Origin of the sequence: Dactylosporangium sp. NPDC005555, assembly GCF_040605635.1 — a bacterium.
Taxonomy (GTDB): domain Bacteria; phylum Actinomycetota; class Actinomycetes; order Mycobacteriales; family Micromonosporaceae; genus Dactylosporangium.
In genome coordinates this window covers 68,744-84,954 of record NZ_JBEXDG010000048.1, presented here as the reverse complement: position 1 = coordinate 84,954, position 16,211 = coordinate 68,744, and the positions used below count along the sequence as shown (strand labels likewise).

The 16,211-nt window shown below is 73.1% G+C and carries 17 protein-coding genes; 10 read left to right on the top strand and 7 right to left on the bottom strand.

Going from position 1 to position 16,211, the window contains the following annotated elements; genetic code table 11:
• On the top strand, positions 1-110 hold a 110-nt coding region (locus ABZS58_RS37710), incomplete at its 5' end, for an IS3 family transposase (RefSeq protein WP_354788224.1).
• Between the two features lie 7 nt (positions 111-117).
• On the opposite strand, the gene ABZS58_RS37705 is transcribed toward ABZS58_RS37710, so the two are convergent.
• Positions 118-324: a hypothetical protein gene (locus ABZS58_RS37705; protein ID WP_354788219.1), complete on the bottom strand. Its 207-nt coding sequence runs from the start codon at positions 322-324 to the stop codon at positions 118-120.
• A gap of 11 nt (positions 325-335) precedes the next feature.
• A complete protein-coding gene (locus tag ABZS58_RS37700) occupies positions 336-539 on the bottom strand; it encodes a hypothetical protein (RefSeq protein ID WP_354788217.1) in 204 nt (67 codons plus the stop codon).
• 33 nt (positions 540-572) lie between these two features.
• Between ABZS58_RS37700 and ABZS58_RS37695 the strand changes: the two genes are divergently transcribed.
• Complete coding sequence (locus ABZS58_RS37695) at positions 573-1,970, top strand: serine hydrolase (protein WP_354788216.1); 1,398 nt, start codon at positions 573-575, stop codon at positions 1,968-1,970.
• Between the two features lie 99 nt (positions 1,971-2,069).
• A complete protein-coding gene (locus tag ABZS58_RS37690) occupies positions 2,070-2,603 on the top strand; it encodes a DUF3558 family protein (RefSeq protein ID WP_354788214.1) in 534 nt (177 codons plus the stop codon).
• Between the two features lie 5 nt (positions 2,604-2,608).
• Here ABZS58_RS37690 and ABZS58_RS37685 read toward each other — a convergent pair whose 3' ends face one another.
• A complete protein-coding gene (locus ABZS58_RS37685) occupies positions 2,609-3,052 on the bottom strand; it encodes a hypothetical protein (RefSeq protein WP_354788212.1) in 444 nt (147 codons plus the stop codon).
• Positions 3,003-4,283 (bottom strand): EI24 domain-containing protein, encoded by a 1,281-nt coding sequence (locus ABZS58_RS37680; RefSeq protein ID WP_354788210.1) that lies wholly within the window; start codon positions 4,281-4,283, stop codon positions 3,003-3,005. The genes ABZS58_RS37685 and ABZS58_RS37680 overlap by 50 nt, the downstream gene beginning before the upstream one ends.
• A 56-nt stretch (positions 4,284-4,339) precedes the next feature.
• On the opposite strand from ABZS58_RS37680, the gene ABZS58_RS37675 reads away from it, so the two are divergent.
• The 4 genes from ABZS58_RS37675 (at position 4,340) to ABZS58_RS37660 (ending at position 9,416) form a co-directional block, all read left to right on the top strand.
• A complete protein-coding gene (locus ABZS58_RS37675) occupies positions 4,340-5,485 on the top strand; it encodes a M20/M25/M40 family metallo-hydrolase (RefSeq protein WP_354788208.1) in 1,146 nt (381 codons plus the stop codon).
• Positions 5,486-5,541: 56 nt separating this feature from the next.
• Entirely contained in the window at positions 5,542-6,333 is a 792-nt protein-coding gene (locus ABZS58_RS37670) for a hypothetical protein (RefSeq protein WP_354788207.1), read from the top strand.
• Positions 6,334-6,495: 162 nt separating this feature from the next.
• Positions 6,496-8,952 (top strand): AAA family ATPase, encoded by a 2,457-nt coding sequence (locus ABZS58_RS37665; RefSeq protein WP_354788206.1) that lies wholly within the window; start codon positions 6,496-6,498, stop codon positions 8,950-8,952.
• A gap of 110 nt (positions 8,953-9,062) precedes the next feature.
• The gene (locus tag ABZS58_RS37660) at positions 9,063-9,416 is read left to right on the top strand and encodes a hypothetical protein (RefSeq protein ID WP_354788204.1); all 354 of its coding nucleotides are present in this window, start codon (positions 9,063-9,065) and stop codon (positions 9,414-9,416) included.
• A 3-nt stretch (positions 9,417-9,419) separates the two neighbouring features.
• Here the strand turns inward: ABZS58_RS37660 and ABZS58_RS37655 are convergent, their stop codons facing one another.
• Together ABZS58_RS37655 and ABZS58_RS37650 are read right to left on the bottom strand one after the other, a co-directional pair.
• Positions 9,420-10,031: a LysM peptidoglycan-binding domain-containing C40 family peptidase gene (locus tag ABZS58_RS37655; RefSeq protein WP_354788202.1), complete on the bottom strand. Its 612-nt coding sequence runs from the start codon at positions 10,029-10,031 to the stop codon at positions 9,420-9,422.
• Positions 10,032-10,087: 56 nt separating this feature from the next.
• The gene (locus tag ABZS58_RS37650) at positions 10,088-11,197 is read right to left on the bottom strand and encodes an acyltransferase (RefSeq protein ID WP_354788200.1); all 1,110 of its coding nucleotides are present in this window, start codon (positions 11,195-11,197) and stop codon (positions 10,088-10,090) included.
• 160 nt (positions 11,198-11,357) lie between these two features.
• Between ABZS58_RS37650 and ABZS58_RS37645 the strand changes: the two genes are divergently transcribed.
• The 3 genes from ABZS58_RS37645 to ABZS58_RS37635 all read left to right on the top strand — a co-directional run bounded on the left by ABZS58_RS37645 (position 11,358) and on the right by ABZS58_RS37635 (position 13,972).
• Positions 11,358-11,813 (top strand): hypothetical protein, encoded by a 456-nt coding sequence (locus ABZS58_RS37645; RefSeq protein WP_354788199.1) that lies wholly within the window; start codon positions 11,358-11,360, stop codon positions 11,811-11,813.
• A gap of 49 nt (positions 11,814-11,862) precedes the next feature.
• The gene (locus tag ABZS58_RS37640; RefSeq protein ID WP_354788198.1) at positions 11,863-13,017 is read left to right on the top strand and encodes a PLP-dependent aspartate aminotransferase family protein; all 1,155 of its coding nucleotides are present in this window, start codon (positions 11,863-11,865) and stop codon (positions 13,015-13,017) included.
• A gap of 106 nt (positions 13,018-13,123) precedes the next feature.
• The gene (locus tag ABZS58_RS37635) at positions 13,124-13,972 is read left to right on the top strand and encodes a DUF1996 domain-containing protein (RefSeq protein ID WP_354788197.1); all 849 of its coding nucleotides are present in this window, start codon (positions 13,124-13,126) and stop codon (positions 13,970-13,972) included.
• A gap of 97 nt (positions 13,973-14,069) precedes the next feature.
• On the opposite strand, the gene ABZS58_RS37630 is transcribed toward ABZS58_RS37635, so the two are convergent.
• A complete protein-coding gene (locus tag ABZS58_RS37630) occupies positions 14,070-16,166 on the bottom strand; it encodes an Hsp70 family protein (RefSeq protein WP_354788195.1) in 2,097 nt (698 codons plus the stop codon).
• Positions 16,167-16,211 lie beyond the last annotated feature (45 nt).

The following is a 16,211-nucleotide window of genomic DNA, read 5'->3' as shown; positions in this document are numbered from 1 at the left end:
TCGAAGGCTGGTACAACACCCGCCGTCGACACTCCACATTGGACTATCTCAGCCCAGCAGCTTACGAAACCAAGCTACGCAACGAATCCCAGCTCCGTCAGGTAGCCTGACACCACCTCAACAACCCTGTCCGTCAAAACGGGGCAACCCCAGCGGTGCGCCGCAGTCGGCGGCGCGCACGGCACCCGAATCGGACAGCGGCAACACGGTGACGGGCGTCGTGTAGCAGCCGAGGGCGCTGCCGCTGGACGCCTCCTTCCACCACAGGAACACCGCGCCGCCGACAGCCAGCACCAGGATCACCACGAGGGTCTTCGTCCGCACGATGCGGGATGCTACGGCAGCCGGTCGAGGAAGGAGCGGAGCACGGTGAGCCAGGCGGTGGGCTGGTCGACGGCCAGGACATCGGCGACGTACGCGCGACGGGACACATCCGAAGGGTGGCGGGTCGAGTGTCCGAGGCCGTGCAGCAGGACGACCGGGGGCCGGAGCCCCCGGCGAGGACGGAGAGCGTCGCGCCGGAGCGTCAGCCGTTCCATCGTGATCATCATAGGCCGGCTGAGTAGGGTCTGATGATGGCCATCGAAGGGTTCGTCCGCGATGCGGAGAAGCTCGGCGTCCACAGCTTCATGGTGCTGCGCGGCGGCGAGACCGTCGCGGAAGGCTACTGGCACCCCTACCGGCAGGACGTGCCGCAGTCGCTGTACTCGCTGAGCAAGAGCTTCACGTCGACCGCGGTCGGGCTCGCCGTCCACGACGGGCTGCTGACCGTCGACGACCTGGTCCACGAGATCCTCGGCGGCGCCGACGACCTGAAAGGGATGCGGGTCCGGCACCTGCTGACCATGACGACCGGGCACGACACCGAATCCGGCGAGTCGATGGCGGCCGACCCCGACGAGGACTGGGTCCGTGGGTTCCTGAGCCACCCCGTCGTGCACGAGCCCGGCACCCGGTTCGTCTACAACAGCGGCGCCACGTACGCGCTGTCGGCGATCCTGCAGCGGCTGACGGGCGTGACGCTGCTGGACTACCTGCGGCCGCGGCTGTTCGAGCCGCTCGGTTTCGGGCCCGCGGCCTGGGAGACGTGCCCGCGCGGGATCACCGTGGGCGGCTGGGGCCTGACCCTGCGGACCCGCGATCTGGCGACGTTCGGCCAGCTGTACCTGCGACGCGGCCGATGGCAGGGCGAGCAGCTCGTGCCGGCGGAGTGGGTCGACGAGGCCACCCGGCTCCAGGTGCCCAACGTCGACCCGACCGGCTCCCGGGAGTCCCTCGACTGGCAGCAGGGCTACGGCTACAAGTTCTGGCGGTGCCGGCACGACGGCTACCGCGCGGACGGGGCGTTCGGGCAGTTCATCGTCGTCCTGCCGCGGCTGGACACGGTCGTCGCGGTCACCGCCGCGACCGAGGACATGCAGGCGGTCCTCGACGCCGTGTGGGCGCACCTGCTCGGCCCGCTGGAGCCGTCGCAGGTCGTCGGGCTGGAGCTGCCCGCGGTCACCGGCACTGCCGAGCCGCGGGAGGACCTGCCGGGCCGCTTCCACACCGCCGACCCGCCCGTGCCGCCGCGACGTCACCATCGTCCGGACATCGACCAGCCGTCCCGGATTGTCGGTTTCGCCATTGTACGAGCACCGCACGGCTGGACGGTCCGGTTGCACGACGAGCACGGCGCGCACGAGTTCGCCTGCGCGCCCGGCCGGTGGGTGCCGTCGACGATGACGACGTGCGACGGCGTGGCCAACCCGATCGCGACGACCGGCGGGTGGCGTGGGCCGACCACGTTCGAGCTGTGTGTCTGCCACACGGGGGATCCCTGCACCCGCACGTACACGGCGGAGTTCGACGACTCCGGGGTCACCGTCACGCCGGTGGACTCGGTCGGCTTCGAGTTCACCACGCACCCGGTGATCCGAGCCTGGGCGGTCCGAGGCGGGGCGGTCCGAGCCGACGTGGTCCGCGGCTGAAGGTCCCCGAAATGTGCCAGGCGGCGTCGCCGCGCGGGCGGCGCGCTCGTTGATCCGTCAGGGTAATGGCAACAGACCACGTCGCCCTGGAGGGTCGTCATGCGCCACCGCATCCTTGCCGCCACCACGTTGCTGACCGGTGCACTGACCCTGACAGGGTGCGGTGTGCTGGACAAGGCCGCCGACACGCCGACGCCGGGCCCGGCCGCGACGACCGGCGGCGCCAAGAGCGCACCGGCCCCGGCGAAGACCACGAGCGGCCCGGTGGCGTTGCCGGACATCTGCACCCTGCTGACCAAGGCGGAGGTGAACACCCTGACCGGGAAGAAGGTGACGCTCATGAGCAACGAGGGCGGCAACTCCCCGGGCGCCCGCTACTGCCAGTGGCAGCTCACCAGCGGCCAGCTCACCATCACCGTCAACGTGGAGACCCGCGACCAGTTCGACGTGCAGAACAAGGAGGCGGTGCAGGTCGCCGGGGTCGGTGAGTCCGCCTACTCGCTCGCCGGTCACCTGTACGTCTACGCCGACGGCAAGATCGTCGACGCCTACGCGACCTCGGCCGGCACCGACGCCGGCAACCTGAAGGTCGAGCAGCGCGCCGCCGAGGCGGTCCTGCCCAAGCTCGCGTAAAGGCGTCAGCCGATGCGGATGACGATGACCTCGTCGTCGGCGACCTCGGCGACGCAGTCGTGCAGCAGGACGATCACGTCCCGGCCGGCGGCGCCCGCCTCGGCCGGGTCGAGGTCGATGCGGTCCTCGGCGAACCGCTCGCGGAACTCGGCGTCGTCGAACGTGTCCGGGTCCAGGCGCGGCAGGAACGCACGGTGCTGCGGGGTCAGCAGCACCGTGAACCGGTCGTCGTCCTCGGGCACGTCGTCGAGCAGCCGGTCGTATTCCGAGGTGTGCAGCGTGATGCCGCGGTCGCCGAGCAGCTCCAGGACCGGCAGGATCACGTAGGCCGACCAGTCGAAGGACACCTCCAGGGGCGTGCCGAGCTTCTCCAGCGCGGCCGAGGGGTCGCGGGTGAACTCAGCGACGGATGTCGCCTTGAGGGAGCTGAAGGTGGCCACTGCCGACATGGGGCTGACCGTACCGCAGCCGCGGATCGGGCCATGGCGGGGGCACCGGCGCCGGCGGAAGCACGCCGAGGATCCGGCGGTGCAGCAGGATCGCGCCGACCAGCACCGCCGGCGACGTGATCAGGTACAGCACGGCACCGGGCGCGGCGAAGACCTCGGGGATCGGCACGGCGACGAGGAAGCGCAGCGACAGGACCGGCAGGATCAGCGCGATCACGCTCATCATGCCGAAGCCGGTCACGTACGCCCGGTGCTGCCACGCGAACTTCAGGTGCTGCTTCGCGCCGTGCACGCCGTGGTGGTGCAGCGACACGGCGAGGACCAGGACCCCGACCAGGAAGCCGTTGAAGAACAGCCCGACGCCGAACGCGACGGCGAGGTTGAAGCCCGGCAGCAGCAGCAACGGCAGGCAGATGAGCCAGCCGACGTGCAGCACCAGCGTCACGACGACGGTCTGGCGCAGGCACACCCCGGAGGCCCGCCACCACGACGGCGGCGGGATGTGCCCGCCGCCGGTCAGCCGGACCACGCTCCTGGTCATGAACGGCAGGAAGAACGCGCCGAAGAACATCGTCACCGGCACCGTCAGCGCCGTGATCAGCAGGTGGAACGCGGTCTCGGCGGCCCACCGCATGACCCAGCCGAGCGCCCACCTGACCGCCGACGGCCAGCTCGCGACGAACCCGAGCAGCCAGTCGACGGCGACCTTGATCGCCATCGCGACGACCTTCTCGACGCCGAGCAGGCACAGCGCGGTCAGCGCGACCGGGAGCAGCGCCCACAGCCACAGCCTCGGGTTGCGGAGGAAGAACGCCAGCCCCCGCCAGAAGAACCCGAAGCCGATGAAGAACCGCCCGACGCTGCTCGCGGCCCGCTTGGCCCCGGCGACGGTGTGCCGGGTCGCGGTGCCCGCCGCGCCCGCGACGCGCAGCGCGGCCGTCTGCGCCGCGGCCTGCGCGACCTGGGCCGCCTGCGCGGCGACCTGCGCTGCCTGCCCCGCCTGTGTCGCGGCCTGCGCCGCCACTTGGGCCAGGTGGCCGGCGTGCGCCCGCTCCCGCTCGGCGCGGATCCCGCTCAGCGCCTCCAGCCCGGATCCGGAAGGCTGGACCGGACGCCGGTCCGGCGGCGCGTACGGCGCGGCCGGAGGCGCCGACGGCGCCAGGTGTTCCGGTTCGCGGAGCTGCTCGTCCAAGACCTTGCCTGCCTCTACGCCGTCGAGGGGACGCGACAAGACGCAGAGCGTAACGAGTACCGTTCGGTACGTCGAGATCGCCTAAGATCTGGCCCGTGACGGGGATCTGGAATCATGAATGCGTCGATGCGGCCGCCGCGCCGCTGGACGCCGGGCTGGTCGAGCTGCGGCGTGCCATCCACCTGCGGCCCGAGGTGGCCGGCGCCGAGCGGCACACCGCGGCCCTGGTGGCGGACCGGCTCCGCGCCGCCGGCCTGGAGGTGCGCACCGGTGTCGGCGGCCACGGCGTCGTCGGCGTCGTGCGCGGCGACCTGAGCGGCGGCCGGACCATCGCCTACCGCGCCGATCTCGACGCGTTGGCCGTCGAGGGCGGCGCCGCGCACATCTGCGGGCACGACCTGCACACCGCGATCGGCGTCGGCGTGGCCGAGGTCCTGGCCGGGCTCCGGGACCGGTTCGCCGGCCGGGTCGTGCTGCTGTTCCAGCCGGCGGAGGAGACCCTGGAGGGCGCCCGGGCGATGCTCGACGACGGCGCTCTCGACGACTGCCCGCCGGACGAGGTCTACGCGGTGCACTGCGCGCCGTTGCCGGTCGGCGTCCTCGCCGCCATGCCCGGCACGGGCCACCCCGGCCTCGACACGTGCCACTTCGAGCTGCGCGGCCCGGATGCCGCGTCGAGGGGCCGGCGGCTGCTGGACCGGGTCGACGCCATGACCACCGTCCGGCGTCCCGCGACGGACGCCGAGTTCGCCGAGCTGGCGGCGGTGCTGCAGACCCCGGACGGCCCCCTGGCCAGCTACGTCGTCACCGGCTCGCACCTGCGGGCGGACAGCGACCCGGTCACCGCGGAGGTGTGGCTGCGGGCCTGGCCCGAGACCCGCCACCCCGAGCTGCGCGACGAGCTGCGCCGCCTGGCCGCCGAGGCGGACGCCGGGATCACGTTCCCCGGCCCGCCGTTCCCGGCCATGATCTGCGCGCCGGAGCTCACCGAGACCGCCGCCGGGCATCTGCGGGAGGACCCCGCCGTCGAGGCCGTCCTGACGTTGCACGCGGCGTGGCCGTTCAGCGGCGAGGACTTCGCGCTGTTCCTGCACCGGGTGCCCGGCTCGATGTTCTTCCTCGGCGTCGGCGACCGCGGCACCCCGCACGCCCTGGACTTCACCCCCGACGAGCGGGCCGTCGGCGTCGGCGTCCGGGCGATGACCGGGCTGCTGCTGCATCGTCTCGCCGGAGGCGGCTGACGAGGTACCTCGTTCGTGTGTACCGCCGACCGGCCGGAACTCCGTAGGGTGATCGGATGCTTACTGGCGGGGTGGCAGGGCTCGGCATCGACTTCGGCACCTCCACCACCGTCGCGATGCTCGCCGGTGACGACGGGGTTCCCCGGCCGCTGCTGTTCGACGCCAGCCCGCTGCTGTCCTCGGCCGTGTTCGCCGTGCCCGGCGGCGACCTGCTCACCGGCGCCGACGCGGAGCGGGCCGCGGTCGCGTACCCGGCCGCGTACGAGCCCAACCCGAAACGCCGCGTCGACGAGCACACCGTCCTGCTCGGCGAGCGGGAGGTGACCGTCGTCGACCTCGTCGCGGCCGTCCTGCGCCGCGTCGCCGCCGAGGCCGAGCGGTCCACCGGCACGCCGCCGCCGACCGTGGTGCTGACCCACCCGGCGACGTGGGGTCCGCCCCGCCTCGCCGTCCTCGCCGAGAGCGCCGAGCGGGCCGGGCTCGGCGCCGTCCGCTTCGTGCCCGAGCCGGTCGCAGCGGCCGCGTACCTCACCGGCGGCGCCCTGACCGGCGCCGGCGTCCTCGTCGAGTTCTGGGACCCGGCCACCGCCACCCTCACCGGCACCACCCGCGACCTCGGGCACCCGGCGAGGATCACGTCCATGGCGTACGACCGGCGCGGCGCCCTCCTGGCCACCGGCGACGCCACCGGCCGGGTGGTCCTGCTCGACGCCCCCGGTCGTCGGCCGATCTCCACCACCGGCCCCACCGGCGCGCCGATCCAGTCCCTCGCGTTCAGCCCCGACGGCAGGTGGCTCGCCACCGGCGACAGCCGCGGCATGATCCGCCTCCACCCGGTCCGCCGCTGACATCCTCGTGTCCCGCACGCCCGTGTCCTGGGGCTTTGCGCCGGCGTCCCGGTGTCCCCGTGCCCACTTGTCCCGTGCCCTCTTGTCCCGGCGCACGCGGTACGCCACGCTGCGTAGGGGAACAGTCATGTCGATGTAACCGGGTGAGGGGCGGACCAGGTGATGCGACGTGCCGACGAGGGGCAGCCGGGGCCTCGGCCGTTCACCGACGGCCAGGAGGCCGGCGCCGGGCCGCCGCTGCTCAAGGCGAAGCTCAGCGTCCCCGAGCCCGCCGTGCCCGGCGTCCGCCGGCAGCGGCTGCTGGACCTGCTGGTCGAGCACACCGACCTGCCGCTGACCGTGATCACCGGCCCGCCCGGCTCGGGCAAGACCCAGCTCGCCGTCGCGTGGGTCGCGGACGAACTGCCGCAGGGGCCGATCGCCTGGGTGACGCTCGACGAGGACGACCGCGACGACACCGTGCGGCTGTGGCGGCACGTGTTCGAGGCGCTCCGCCGGGCGGGTCTGCTGCTGCCCACCGGGTTCTGGGACGCCGCGACGTGGCGCCGTCCCGGGCACGACCTGGCGACCGAGGTCGCGTCGGCGCTGCACGAGCAGCAGCGCGACATCCTGCTCGTCCTGGACAACGCGGCGTTGCTCGGCCCGCAGCAGTGCACCGAGCTGGAGTTCGTCCTGCGCAACGCCGACGGCGGGCTGCGCCTGCTGCTGCTCGGCCGGCGCCGGCCCGCGTTCCCGCTGCACCAGTACCGGCTGTCGGGCGGGCTCGCCGAGCTCGACGCCGCGGACCTCGCGTTCGACGAGGACGAGATCGCCGAACTGCTCGACCTGCACGGCGTGTGGCTGACCCGCGAGGGCCTCGCGGACCTGGCCCGCTTCACCGAAGGGTGGCTCGTCGCCGTGCGCCTGGCCGCGACCGTCCTCGCCGCCGCCGTCGACCCCGAGACGAACGTGCGCCGCCTCGGCGAGGACGACGCCTTCAACGAGTACTTCACCGCCGAGGTCCTCGGTCCGCTGCGCCCGCGGCAGCGGGAGTTCCTGCACCGCCTCGGCGTCCTGGACACGTTCACCGCCGACCTCGCCATGGCGGTGGGCGACATGACCGGCGGCCGGCCCCTGCTCCTCGGCCTGCTCGGCGAGGGGATCTTCGCCGAGCAGGCCACGCACCCGCCGACGTTCCGGCTCAACCGCCTGCTCGCCGACGTCCTGCGCTTCCGGCTGCGCGACGACGACCCCGACGTCCTGCGCCGGCTGCACCTGCGCGCCGCCCGCTGGTGGGCCGGGTCCGGCGACGTCGTCACCGCCGTCTGGCACACCACCACCGCCGAGCTGTGGCAGGAGTCGGCGGAGCTCATCGTCGAGCACGTCGCCCTGGTGCGGATGCTCGTCGACAACCGCGACCGGACGCTGCTGCAACTGCTGAGCCGCATGCCGCAGGGCTTCGGCCCCGCACAGACCATCGTCACGGCGGTCGTCGCGATCGCGAACGGGCACATCGGCACCGCCGAACGGCTGCTCGCCCGCCTCGGCGCCGACCCGGCCGCCCTGCCGACCGAGCGGCTGCGCCTCGGCCACGCCGTCGTCGACCTCGCCGTCAGTCTCGGATACGGCGACGCGGCTCGTACCGTCGCCGCCGCCCGGAAACTGGAACGCCTCCTCGACGACGCGACCCAGACCCGGCCGGTCCCCGGACCCGAGGTCGCCGCGTTCGTCGTCGCCGCGATCGGCACCGCCGAGCTGTGGGCCGGGCGGCTCGCCGCGGCCGTCGACACCCTCGCCGAGGCGATCCGGCTGTCGGCCGGTGCGCACTGCGACGAGATCCGGCTCTGGTGCGCCGAACACCTCGCCCTCGCCGAGGCGCACCACGGCCGGCTCGGCCGGGCCGTCGCCGCGGCCGTGCAGACCCGCGCGCTCGCCGCCGCCGGCGCGCCCGCCACGGCCATGCACTGGGTCGCCGTCCTCGACGTGGCGCTCGCCGTGACCGCCCTGGAACGCTTCGACACCGTCGCCGCGTGGCACCACCTCAACGCCGCCGAGGCCGGCATGCACCGCGCCGGGGACCGCTTCCAGGACGTGCTCTACACCGCGACCCTCGCGCTGGTCCGGGCCAGGCTGCTGCGCGCGGGCAACGACCTGCCGGGGGCGCTGGCCGTCGTACGGGAGGCGCTGCGCCCACCCACCGGCCGGCCGACCCGCGACTGGCTGCGGCACCGGCTGACCGCCGTCGAGGCCCGGATCCTGCTCGCGATGGGCCGCGTCGAGGAGGCCACCGCCCTCATCGGCACCCTCGGCGACGGCGATCCCGCGACCGGCGTCCTCGAGGCGGAGGCGCTGCTGGCCCGCGGCGACGCCGACTGCGCCGCGGAGCTGGCCCGCACCGTCGCGGACGACGGCGCCACCCCGCCCGGCACCCTGATCGACGCGTGGCTGCTCCTCGCCGCCGTCGACGCCCGGGCAGGCCGGCTCACGCAGGCGGGGGAGTCCCTGCGCCGCGCGGTCGCGATCGCCGTCCCCGAGGGCATCGTCCGCTCCCTGTACGAGACCGGTGGCGCCCTGCGCCGGCTGCTCTTCGAGGAGGGCCTGCCGGGCCTCGACGACGCGGGCCCGGTCCCGACCGTGTAGGGGCGCCGCGGTCGCCGGTGGCGCGGGCTCACCCGCGACGACGCCGGTGTGATCGCCCCTGGGCTCGCGGAGCCGTTTTAGGACCCGCACGGGGCGGGTATGGCTGACCCATGGCGCACTATGAGGTCAACGAGGACGCCGTGGCGTACGCGCGGAAGCTGATCGACGCCCGGCAGTACGTGCTGGACAGCGACTGGGGTGCGGCGCAGCCGAAGACCGCGGACGACAACGCGTACCTGGAGAAGCACTCCTGGGACGAGTACGCGCGGTGGCACCTCGGGCTGACCGTCGGGCCCGGTGACGAGACGAAGGCCCGCTACGCGTTCGCGTACGGCGACCTGCGCCGGGTGCACCGCAGCGGGCTGATCGCCTGCGTCTACCGGGCGTCGGAATGGCGGCACAAGGACGTGGAGCTCGCAGCGCACGATCTGCTGCAGCACCTCGACGAGGTGTCCGCGAAGTAGGTCCTACCGGTCCGGCAGGCGGACGAACGCCACCACCTTCTCGGTGCGCGGCAGCGCCTGCACGCTCACGTTCACACCGGTGTGGCCGGCGTTCACGACCTGGTTGTCGCCGATGTAGAGCATGACGTGGCCGCCGTTGTTGGTGAACACCAGATCGCCGGGTTCGAGCTCCTCGCGGCCCACCCGCTGTCCGACTTCGATCTGGTCGTACGTGACGCGCGGCAGCTGCACGCCGGCCGTCTGCCAGGCCCGCATGACGAGCCCTGAGCAGTCGAACGTCTCAGGTCCGGCGGTCGCGAACCTGTACGGCTTGCCGACCTGCGCCTTGGCGTAGGCGATGGCGACGGCGGCGCGGGCGGCCCGGGTCGAGCCGGTGATCGTGAGGGTCTGACCGATCCGGATCAGGGTCGAGGTGCCGAGGTTGTTGAGCCGCTGCAGGTCCGCGACGGTGGTCCCGTTGCGGCGGGCGAGCCCCCAGAGCGTGTCGCCGGCGTGCACGATCACCGTCTGCGGTGTCTCTGGTGGGATCGGGTTCGCCTGTACGCCGGCCGCCGGAGCGAGGGCGATGACGGCCGCGGTGAGCACGGCTGAAGCCTTGAGCCAGGATGCAACCATGCAACGGAACATAACGAGCAACACTCTGATATGTCCGTCTTATCCGAATATTCGGATCAGCGGTTGACCGCCGGACCGCGCTCGAACCGGTGGAACATCGCCCAGCATCCGGCCAGGACCAGCGCGAACGCCGGCAGCCACAGGATCCGCGCCGCCATCCACCCCGGCGTGTCGGGCACCGTGTGCAGGCCGTTCTGCGTACCTTGGACCGTACCTTGGACCAGGAACGTCACGGTGATCATCGCCGTCTGGTGCCACAGGAACACCGTCATCGCCGACAGGTTGAGCAGCGCGACGGCGGCCCACGCGACCGGCCGGCGCAGCAGCGCCCGCAGCGGCCCGAGCAGCAGCAACGCCAGCCCGCACTGCGCGAGCCCGAACGTCACCGCGGCCAGGGTCGGCGGGTTGAGGTTGGAGATGCCGTCGCCCGGCACGCCGACCATCGACGCCGGATAGCCGAACCAGCGGATCAGCACCACCGTCGCGGCCACGCCCCCGAGCAGCAGCCGCCACCCGGCCCGCCGCACGTCAGTGCCGCTCAAGGTCCCGCGGGACCAGGCGGCACCGAGGCAGAACGGCACCAGCCACCCGGCACCCAGGTTGATCCAGGCGACCCATCCGGGGGTGACGGTCCCGAATCGCAGCACGTCGACGGCGATCACCACGCCCAGCGGCCACTGCCAATGCAACTTCGTGACCAGCGGTGCGACGGCGGTCAGCGCCGCGAACACCAGCAGGAACCACAGCGGCGACAGCACCAGCCTCACCAGCGTGCGCACCGTCCGGTCGGCGGCGCCGGTGGCGAGCATCGCGGCGACGACGACCGCCCACACGCCGAGCAGCGGCGGCACCGGGCGCAGCAGCCGGGTCAGCCGCGCCGCCAGCCACCGCCGGTAGGGCAGGGTCCGCGGCCGCGCCGCGGTGTACCCGCCGACGAGGAAGAACACGGCCAGGGTCTGGAACAACCACGACACCGGCGCCAGCTCCGGCTGGAAGCGCAGCGGACTGGCACCGCGCACCGCGTCGCCGTCGCTGACCAGCGCCGTCACCAGCCAGTGGCCGAGCACGACGCCGCCGATCGCCAGGGCGCGCAGCCCGTCGACGGCGCGGTCGCGGGTCGCCGGGGTCGCGTCGGTGACGCGCCGGGCAAGGGTCTGCAAGGCCATGCGGCGACCGTACGGCCAGCGCACCCGCACCGTCGTCACGCTGCGGGACTGCATCCCAGTACCACCCCGGTACTACATCCTCCGCGGGGATCCGGCGTGGATGTGCGGGAGATGCGGACGAACTTGCGGTGCGCGGAGAACCTCAGGTACCAAGGTGAACATGAATCGTCTCTGGTGGTGGTGCGGCGGGATCGTCGGCGTGCTGGTCGTGGTGACCGGATATCTCGTCGCGACGGGGTTCCCGGGCCGGTCCGACGCGCTCGCCGCGCGTCAGCCCGGCACCTGCACGCTGCTCACCGGCGGTCCCGCCGGCACGACCGCACAGGGCACCCCCTACGGCGCGGTCACCTCCTGCATCAACCTGGGCCGGCGCACCACCCTCGCCGGCGACCCGGACGGGACCGTGTTCGTCATGCTGGAGACCGACCGGGGACCGGTCGCGCTGCGGGTGGAGTACACCGGCGACGGCGACGCGTTCACCGCCGACGCCGTCGAGATCCCGCCCTACCTCGCGCCCGGCATCTCCGGTGACACGTCCAATCGGATCAAGGACGGCATGAACCAGCGCGGCGGCCTGAACGTCACACCGTGGAGGGTGCACCCCGCGCAGGGCTGAGATTCCGCCGGCCGTGTCAGGCTGGGGCATGGACTCCGCACCGTCGAGCATGACCAGGCTGCTGCACCCGGACGTCGCGCCGCAGCCAGGTGGCACCCCGCTGACCACGCCCATTTACCAGACCAGCACCTACGAGCTGCCCCGCACCGCCGAGGCCGCGCGGATCGCGGCGTCGGTGGCGCCCGGCGCGTTCTACACCCGCTACGGCTCGCCCAACGCCCGCGAGGCGGAGGCGATGCTCGCGGACCTCGACGGCGCCGAGGCCGCCCTCCTCGTCGGCAGCGGCATGGCGGCCATCAGCGCGGCGCTGCTGTCCACTGTGGCCGGTGGCCCCGGTGGTGGCCTCGGCGGCGGTGAGGTGCTCGCCCAGCGCAGCCACTACACCGCGTCGCTGACGCTGCTGCAGGAGATGCTGCCCGGCTTCGGTGTGCCGGTGCGGCTGGTGGCGCAGGAGGACCTCGCCGCCGAGGTGCGGCCCGAGACCCGGGTCGTCTACGTCGAGACGCCCAGCAACCCGACGATGACGCTGACCGACCTGCGCGCGGTCCGCGCCGCCGCCCCGGACGCGATCCTCATCGCGGACAACACGTTCGCGACGCCGTACAACACCCGGCCCCTCGAACTCGGGGTCGACCTCGTCGTGCAGTCGGCCACGAAATATCTCAACGGGCACAGCGATGTCACCGCGGGTGTGGTCACCGGCTCGGCGGCGCTGGTCGCGAAGGCGTGGGAGACCGCGCGGGTGCTCGGGCCGGTCTGCCACCCCTTCGAGGCGTGGCTGCTCGCGCGGGGGCTCAAGACGTTTCCGCTGCGGATGGCGCGGCACAACGCCAACGGGCTCGCCGTCGCGGAGTTCCTCGCCGGGCATCCGGCGGTGCGCGCCGTGCACCACCCGGGGCTGCCGAGCCATCCGCAGCACGACCTCGCGGTGCGGCAGATGCGTGGGTACGGCGCGATGCTCGCCTTCACCGTCGCCGACGCCGACGCGGCGGCCCGGGTCATGCGCTCGACCCGTCTGTGCCGCAACGCGGTGAGCCTCGGCGGGTCGGAGTCCCTGATCACCCATCCGGCGTCGCTGGTCTTCGCCCATCAAGGCGCGGCCTCGGGGGTGGATCCGGCGATGCTGCGGCTGTCGGTCGGCCTCGAAGAGGTCGAGGACATCGTCGCCGACCTCGCGGAAGCGTTGTCCACAGTGGACCGGTGATCCTTTCGGCAAGCGGTGGCAAACGGTTGTCGGCGCGACAAACGCGCTGCTAGCGTCGGGTTTCATCCCCATTGGAGATGCTCGATTCCACCGCCAAGGAGTTGCTATGAGCATCAGGTCCATGCTGCCCCGTGCCCTCGTCGTGGTCGCCACCGCGGCGGCCCTGTCCGGCGCCGCCGGGCTCGGCACCGCTGCCGCCGCCGACGACCCGCCACGCACGCAGTACCACGAGATGCACGCCAACTGCACCGTCACCCACCGGCTCGGCGACGACCCCATCGTGTTCCCGGGGCTCGCCGGCGCCTCCCACAACCACTCGTTCATCGGCAACCCGACCACCAACGCCAACTCGACCCCGGCGTCGCTGGTCGGCGGCGCCACGTCCTGCGAGGACCAGCAGGACGCGTCCGGCTACTGGTTCCCGACCCTGCTGCAGAACGGCAACCCCGTCCTGCCCGACAAGCCCACCGTCTACTACAAGTCCGACGTCAAGGACTACCGCACCGTCAAACCGTTCCCGGCCGGCTTCAAGCTGCTCGTGGGCGACGCCCGCACCCCGGACGCCGCGCACTTCACCGGCAACTGGCAGTGCCCCGGGTACAAGGGCAACGAGATCCCCGCGTCGTGCCCGTCGGGCTCGTCGCTCGTCGTCCGCATGACCGCCCCGAGCTGCTGGGACGGCGTGCACCTGGACACCGCCGACCACAAGTCGCACATGGCGTGGCCGGTCAGCGGGAAGTGCCCGGCCACGCACCCGGTCCCGCTGCCGATGCTGGAGATCAAGCTGCCCTACAAGCTGCCCGGCGGGAACACGTCGAACCTCGCGTACTCCTCAGGTGCCAGCTTCACGTTCCACTACGACTTCATGAACGGGTGGGACGCGGCACGGCAGGCGTATCTGGTGACCTACTGCATCAACGGCGGTCGCCAGTGCAACGGCTACGGCGAGGGCTGATGTGAGATCGACCCGGAAGCCGGCCGCCAACCGGCTTCCGGGCCCGGCGCCCGGCTCGTCGCGCCCGTGAAGCGCGGCCTGGGCGCCGGGACCGTCGCTAGGAGATCGCCGACACCGTCTTCGGGAAGGTCGCCTTGCCGACCTGGATGAGGCGGCTCTGCAGGTCGCGGACCTCGGCGTCGGTCAGCGCCTTGCCGCCCGCGCTGACCACGAACGTGATGGTGCAGGTCATGTTCGACTCGATCGCCACGAACGTGAACGTCGGCGCGGCCGCCTGCTGCAGGTCGGCGTAGGTGAACGCCGTGTCGCCGACGCCGTCGACGTCGGTGACGGCGCCGTTGAGCTTCGCGGAGTCCTGCAGCTGCTTGCCGACGGCCGTGGCGGAGGCGAGGTCCGCGTAGACCGTCGTCATCGACATCACCGACGCCGTCTTCACCGTGCTGCCCGACCTGTGCATCCGGCTCACCGTGCAGGAGGCGGTGCCGGCGTACGTGTTGAGGTTGCGCGACGGTGTCGGGTCGCCGATCGGTTCCTCGTAGGAGCTGCTGACCGCTCCCGTGTCGAGGGCGGTGCAGATGTTGGTCGGCAGCTTCTTCAGGTCGAACCTGCCCGGCGCGCTGGGCTGCCGGCCGCCCGTCGCGCCGCCCGGGCTCCCGCTCTTGTCGCGGTTCATCAGCAGGTACACGCCGACGCCGGCGCCGCCGAGGACGAGCACCGCGACCACCACGAGGACGACGGCGACCGCGATCCCGCCGCCGCTGCGCTGCCGCTGGGGTTGGGGCTGCTGCCAGGCCGCTCCGGGTGCGCCGGGACGGCCGGGCGCCGGTGGCAGCGGACCCGGCATCGCCGTGGGCGGCCCGCCGGGCGTCGCCGAGGTCGGCGCGGACGCATACGGGTTGGCGGACACCGGCATCGGCGCGGGACGCATCCCGCCGGCGACGGTCGACTCGGTGATCGCCTGCGCGGAGGGCATCCCGCCGGTGTACGCGCCGGTGTTGTAGATGCCCGCCGTCGGCGGCCCGCCGAACGCCGTCGCCGCGTACGGCGACCCTGAGGACGGTGGCCCGGAGAAGGGGGTGCCCGATACGGGCGCGGGCGGGAACGGGGACTGCGGGTGGGTGACCGTGGGGTTGCTCATCGGCGCGCCCGCCGCCGGTGCGGCCTGACCGCCGCCGACCGTGTGGAGCGCACCCTCGGCGACGACCAGCTCGGGCTGCTCCGCGACGACCGGCGCGATCCCGATCGACTCGTGCAGCATCGTGGCCACGAGGGGGATCCGGCTGGACCCGCCGACGAGGAACAGCCCGGCGATCGCCGCCGGTGCCACACCCGACTCGGTGAGCAGCGCCCGTGTCATCGACACCGTCTGCCGCAGTACCGGCCGGGCCAGCCCCTCCAGCTGCTCGCGCCCCAGCGGCACCTCCTTGCCGAGCGCCGGGACCATGACGACCGTGCCGCTGGCGCGTGACAGCATCTCCTTCGCGGAGCGCACGTCGTCCCACAGCTGCCGCCGGCTCGCCGCGTCGGTCCACAGCGTCCCGTACGTCGCCTCCAGGAACGCGACGACCGTGGCGTCCACGTCCAGCCCGCCGACGTCGTTGAGCCCGTCGGACGCGACCGGCTCGAAGCCGTGCTGCCCCCGGCGCAGGATGGTGACGTCGCAGGTGCCGGCGCCCAGGTCGTACACCACGACACAGGCCCCGGCGGGAAGCTCACCGCCGCGGGTCGAGGCCAGATAGGTGGCCGCGGCGACCGGCTCGCCGACCAGGTCGACGTCGGCGAACCCCGCCTGCCGCGCGGCGTCGACGAGCACCGCCCGCCGGCCGGCGCCCCAGTTGGCGGGGTGCGTCAGGGTCACGGCGGTGACCGGCCCGGCGACCCTGGCGGCCTCCGTCGCGACCCGCCGCAACACCGCGGTGACGAGGTCCCGGACCCCGACCTCGGCGTCGCCGAGCAGGACACTGGTGTCGTCGACGCGCCGCTTCGGGTTGGGCTCGAGCCGCTCGGGCGCGCTGCGCGCCAGGTGCGCGGCGTCCCGCCCGGTGTGCAGCCGCCCGTCCGGCCCGAGCAGCACCGCCGACGACAGCAGCGGCGACCCGTCGAACAGCAGCGCCTGCACCCGGCCGTCGGGGCGCCGCAGCATCGCGATCGTCGTGGACGTGCCGAAGTCGACGCCGAGCCGGAAACCAGTCACGGTCGGCGAGCCTAACCCGTCCTGCCCGTGGGTCGTTCCGCGACT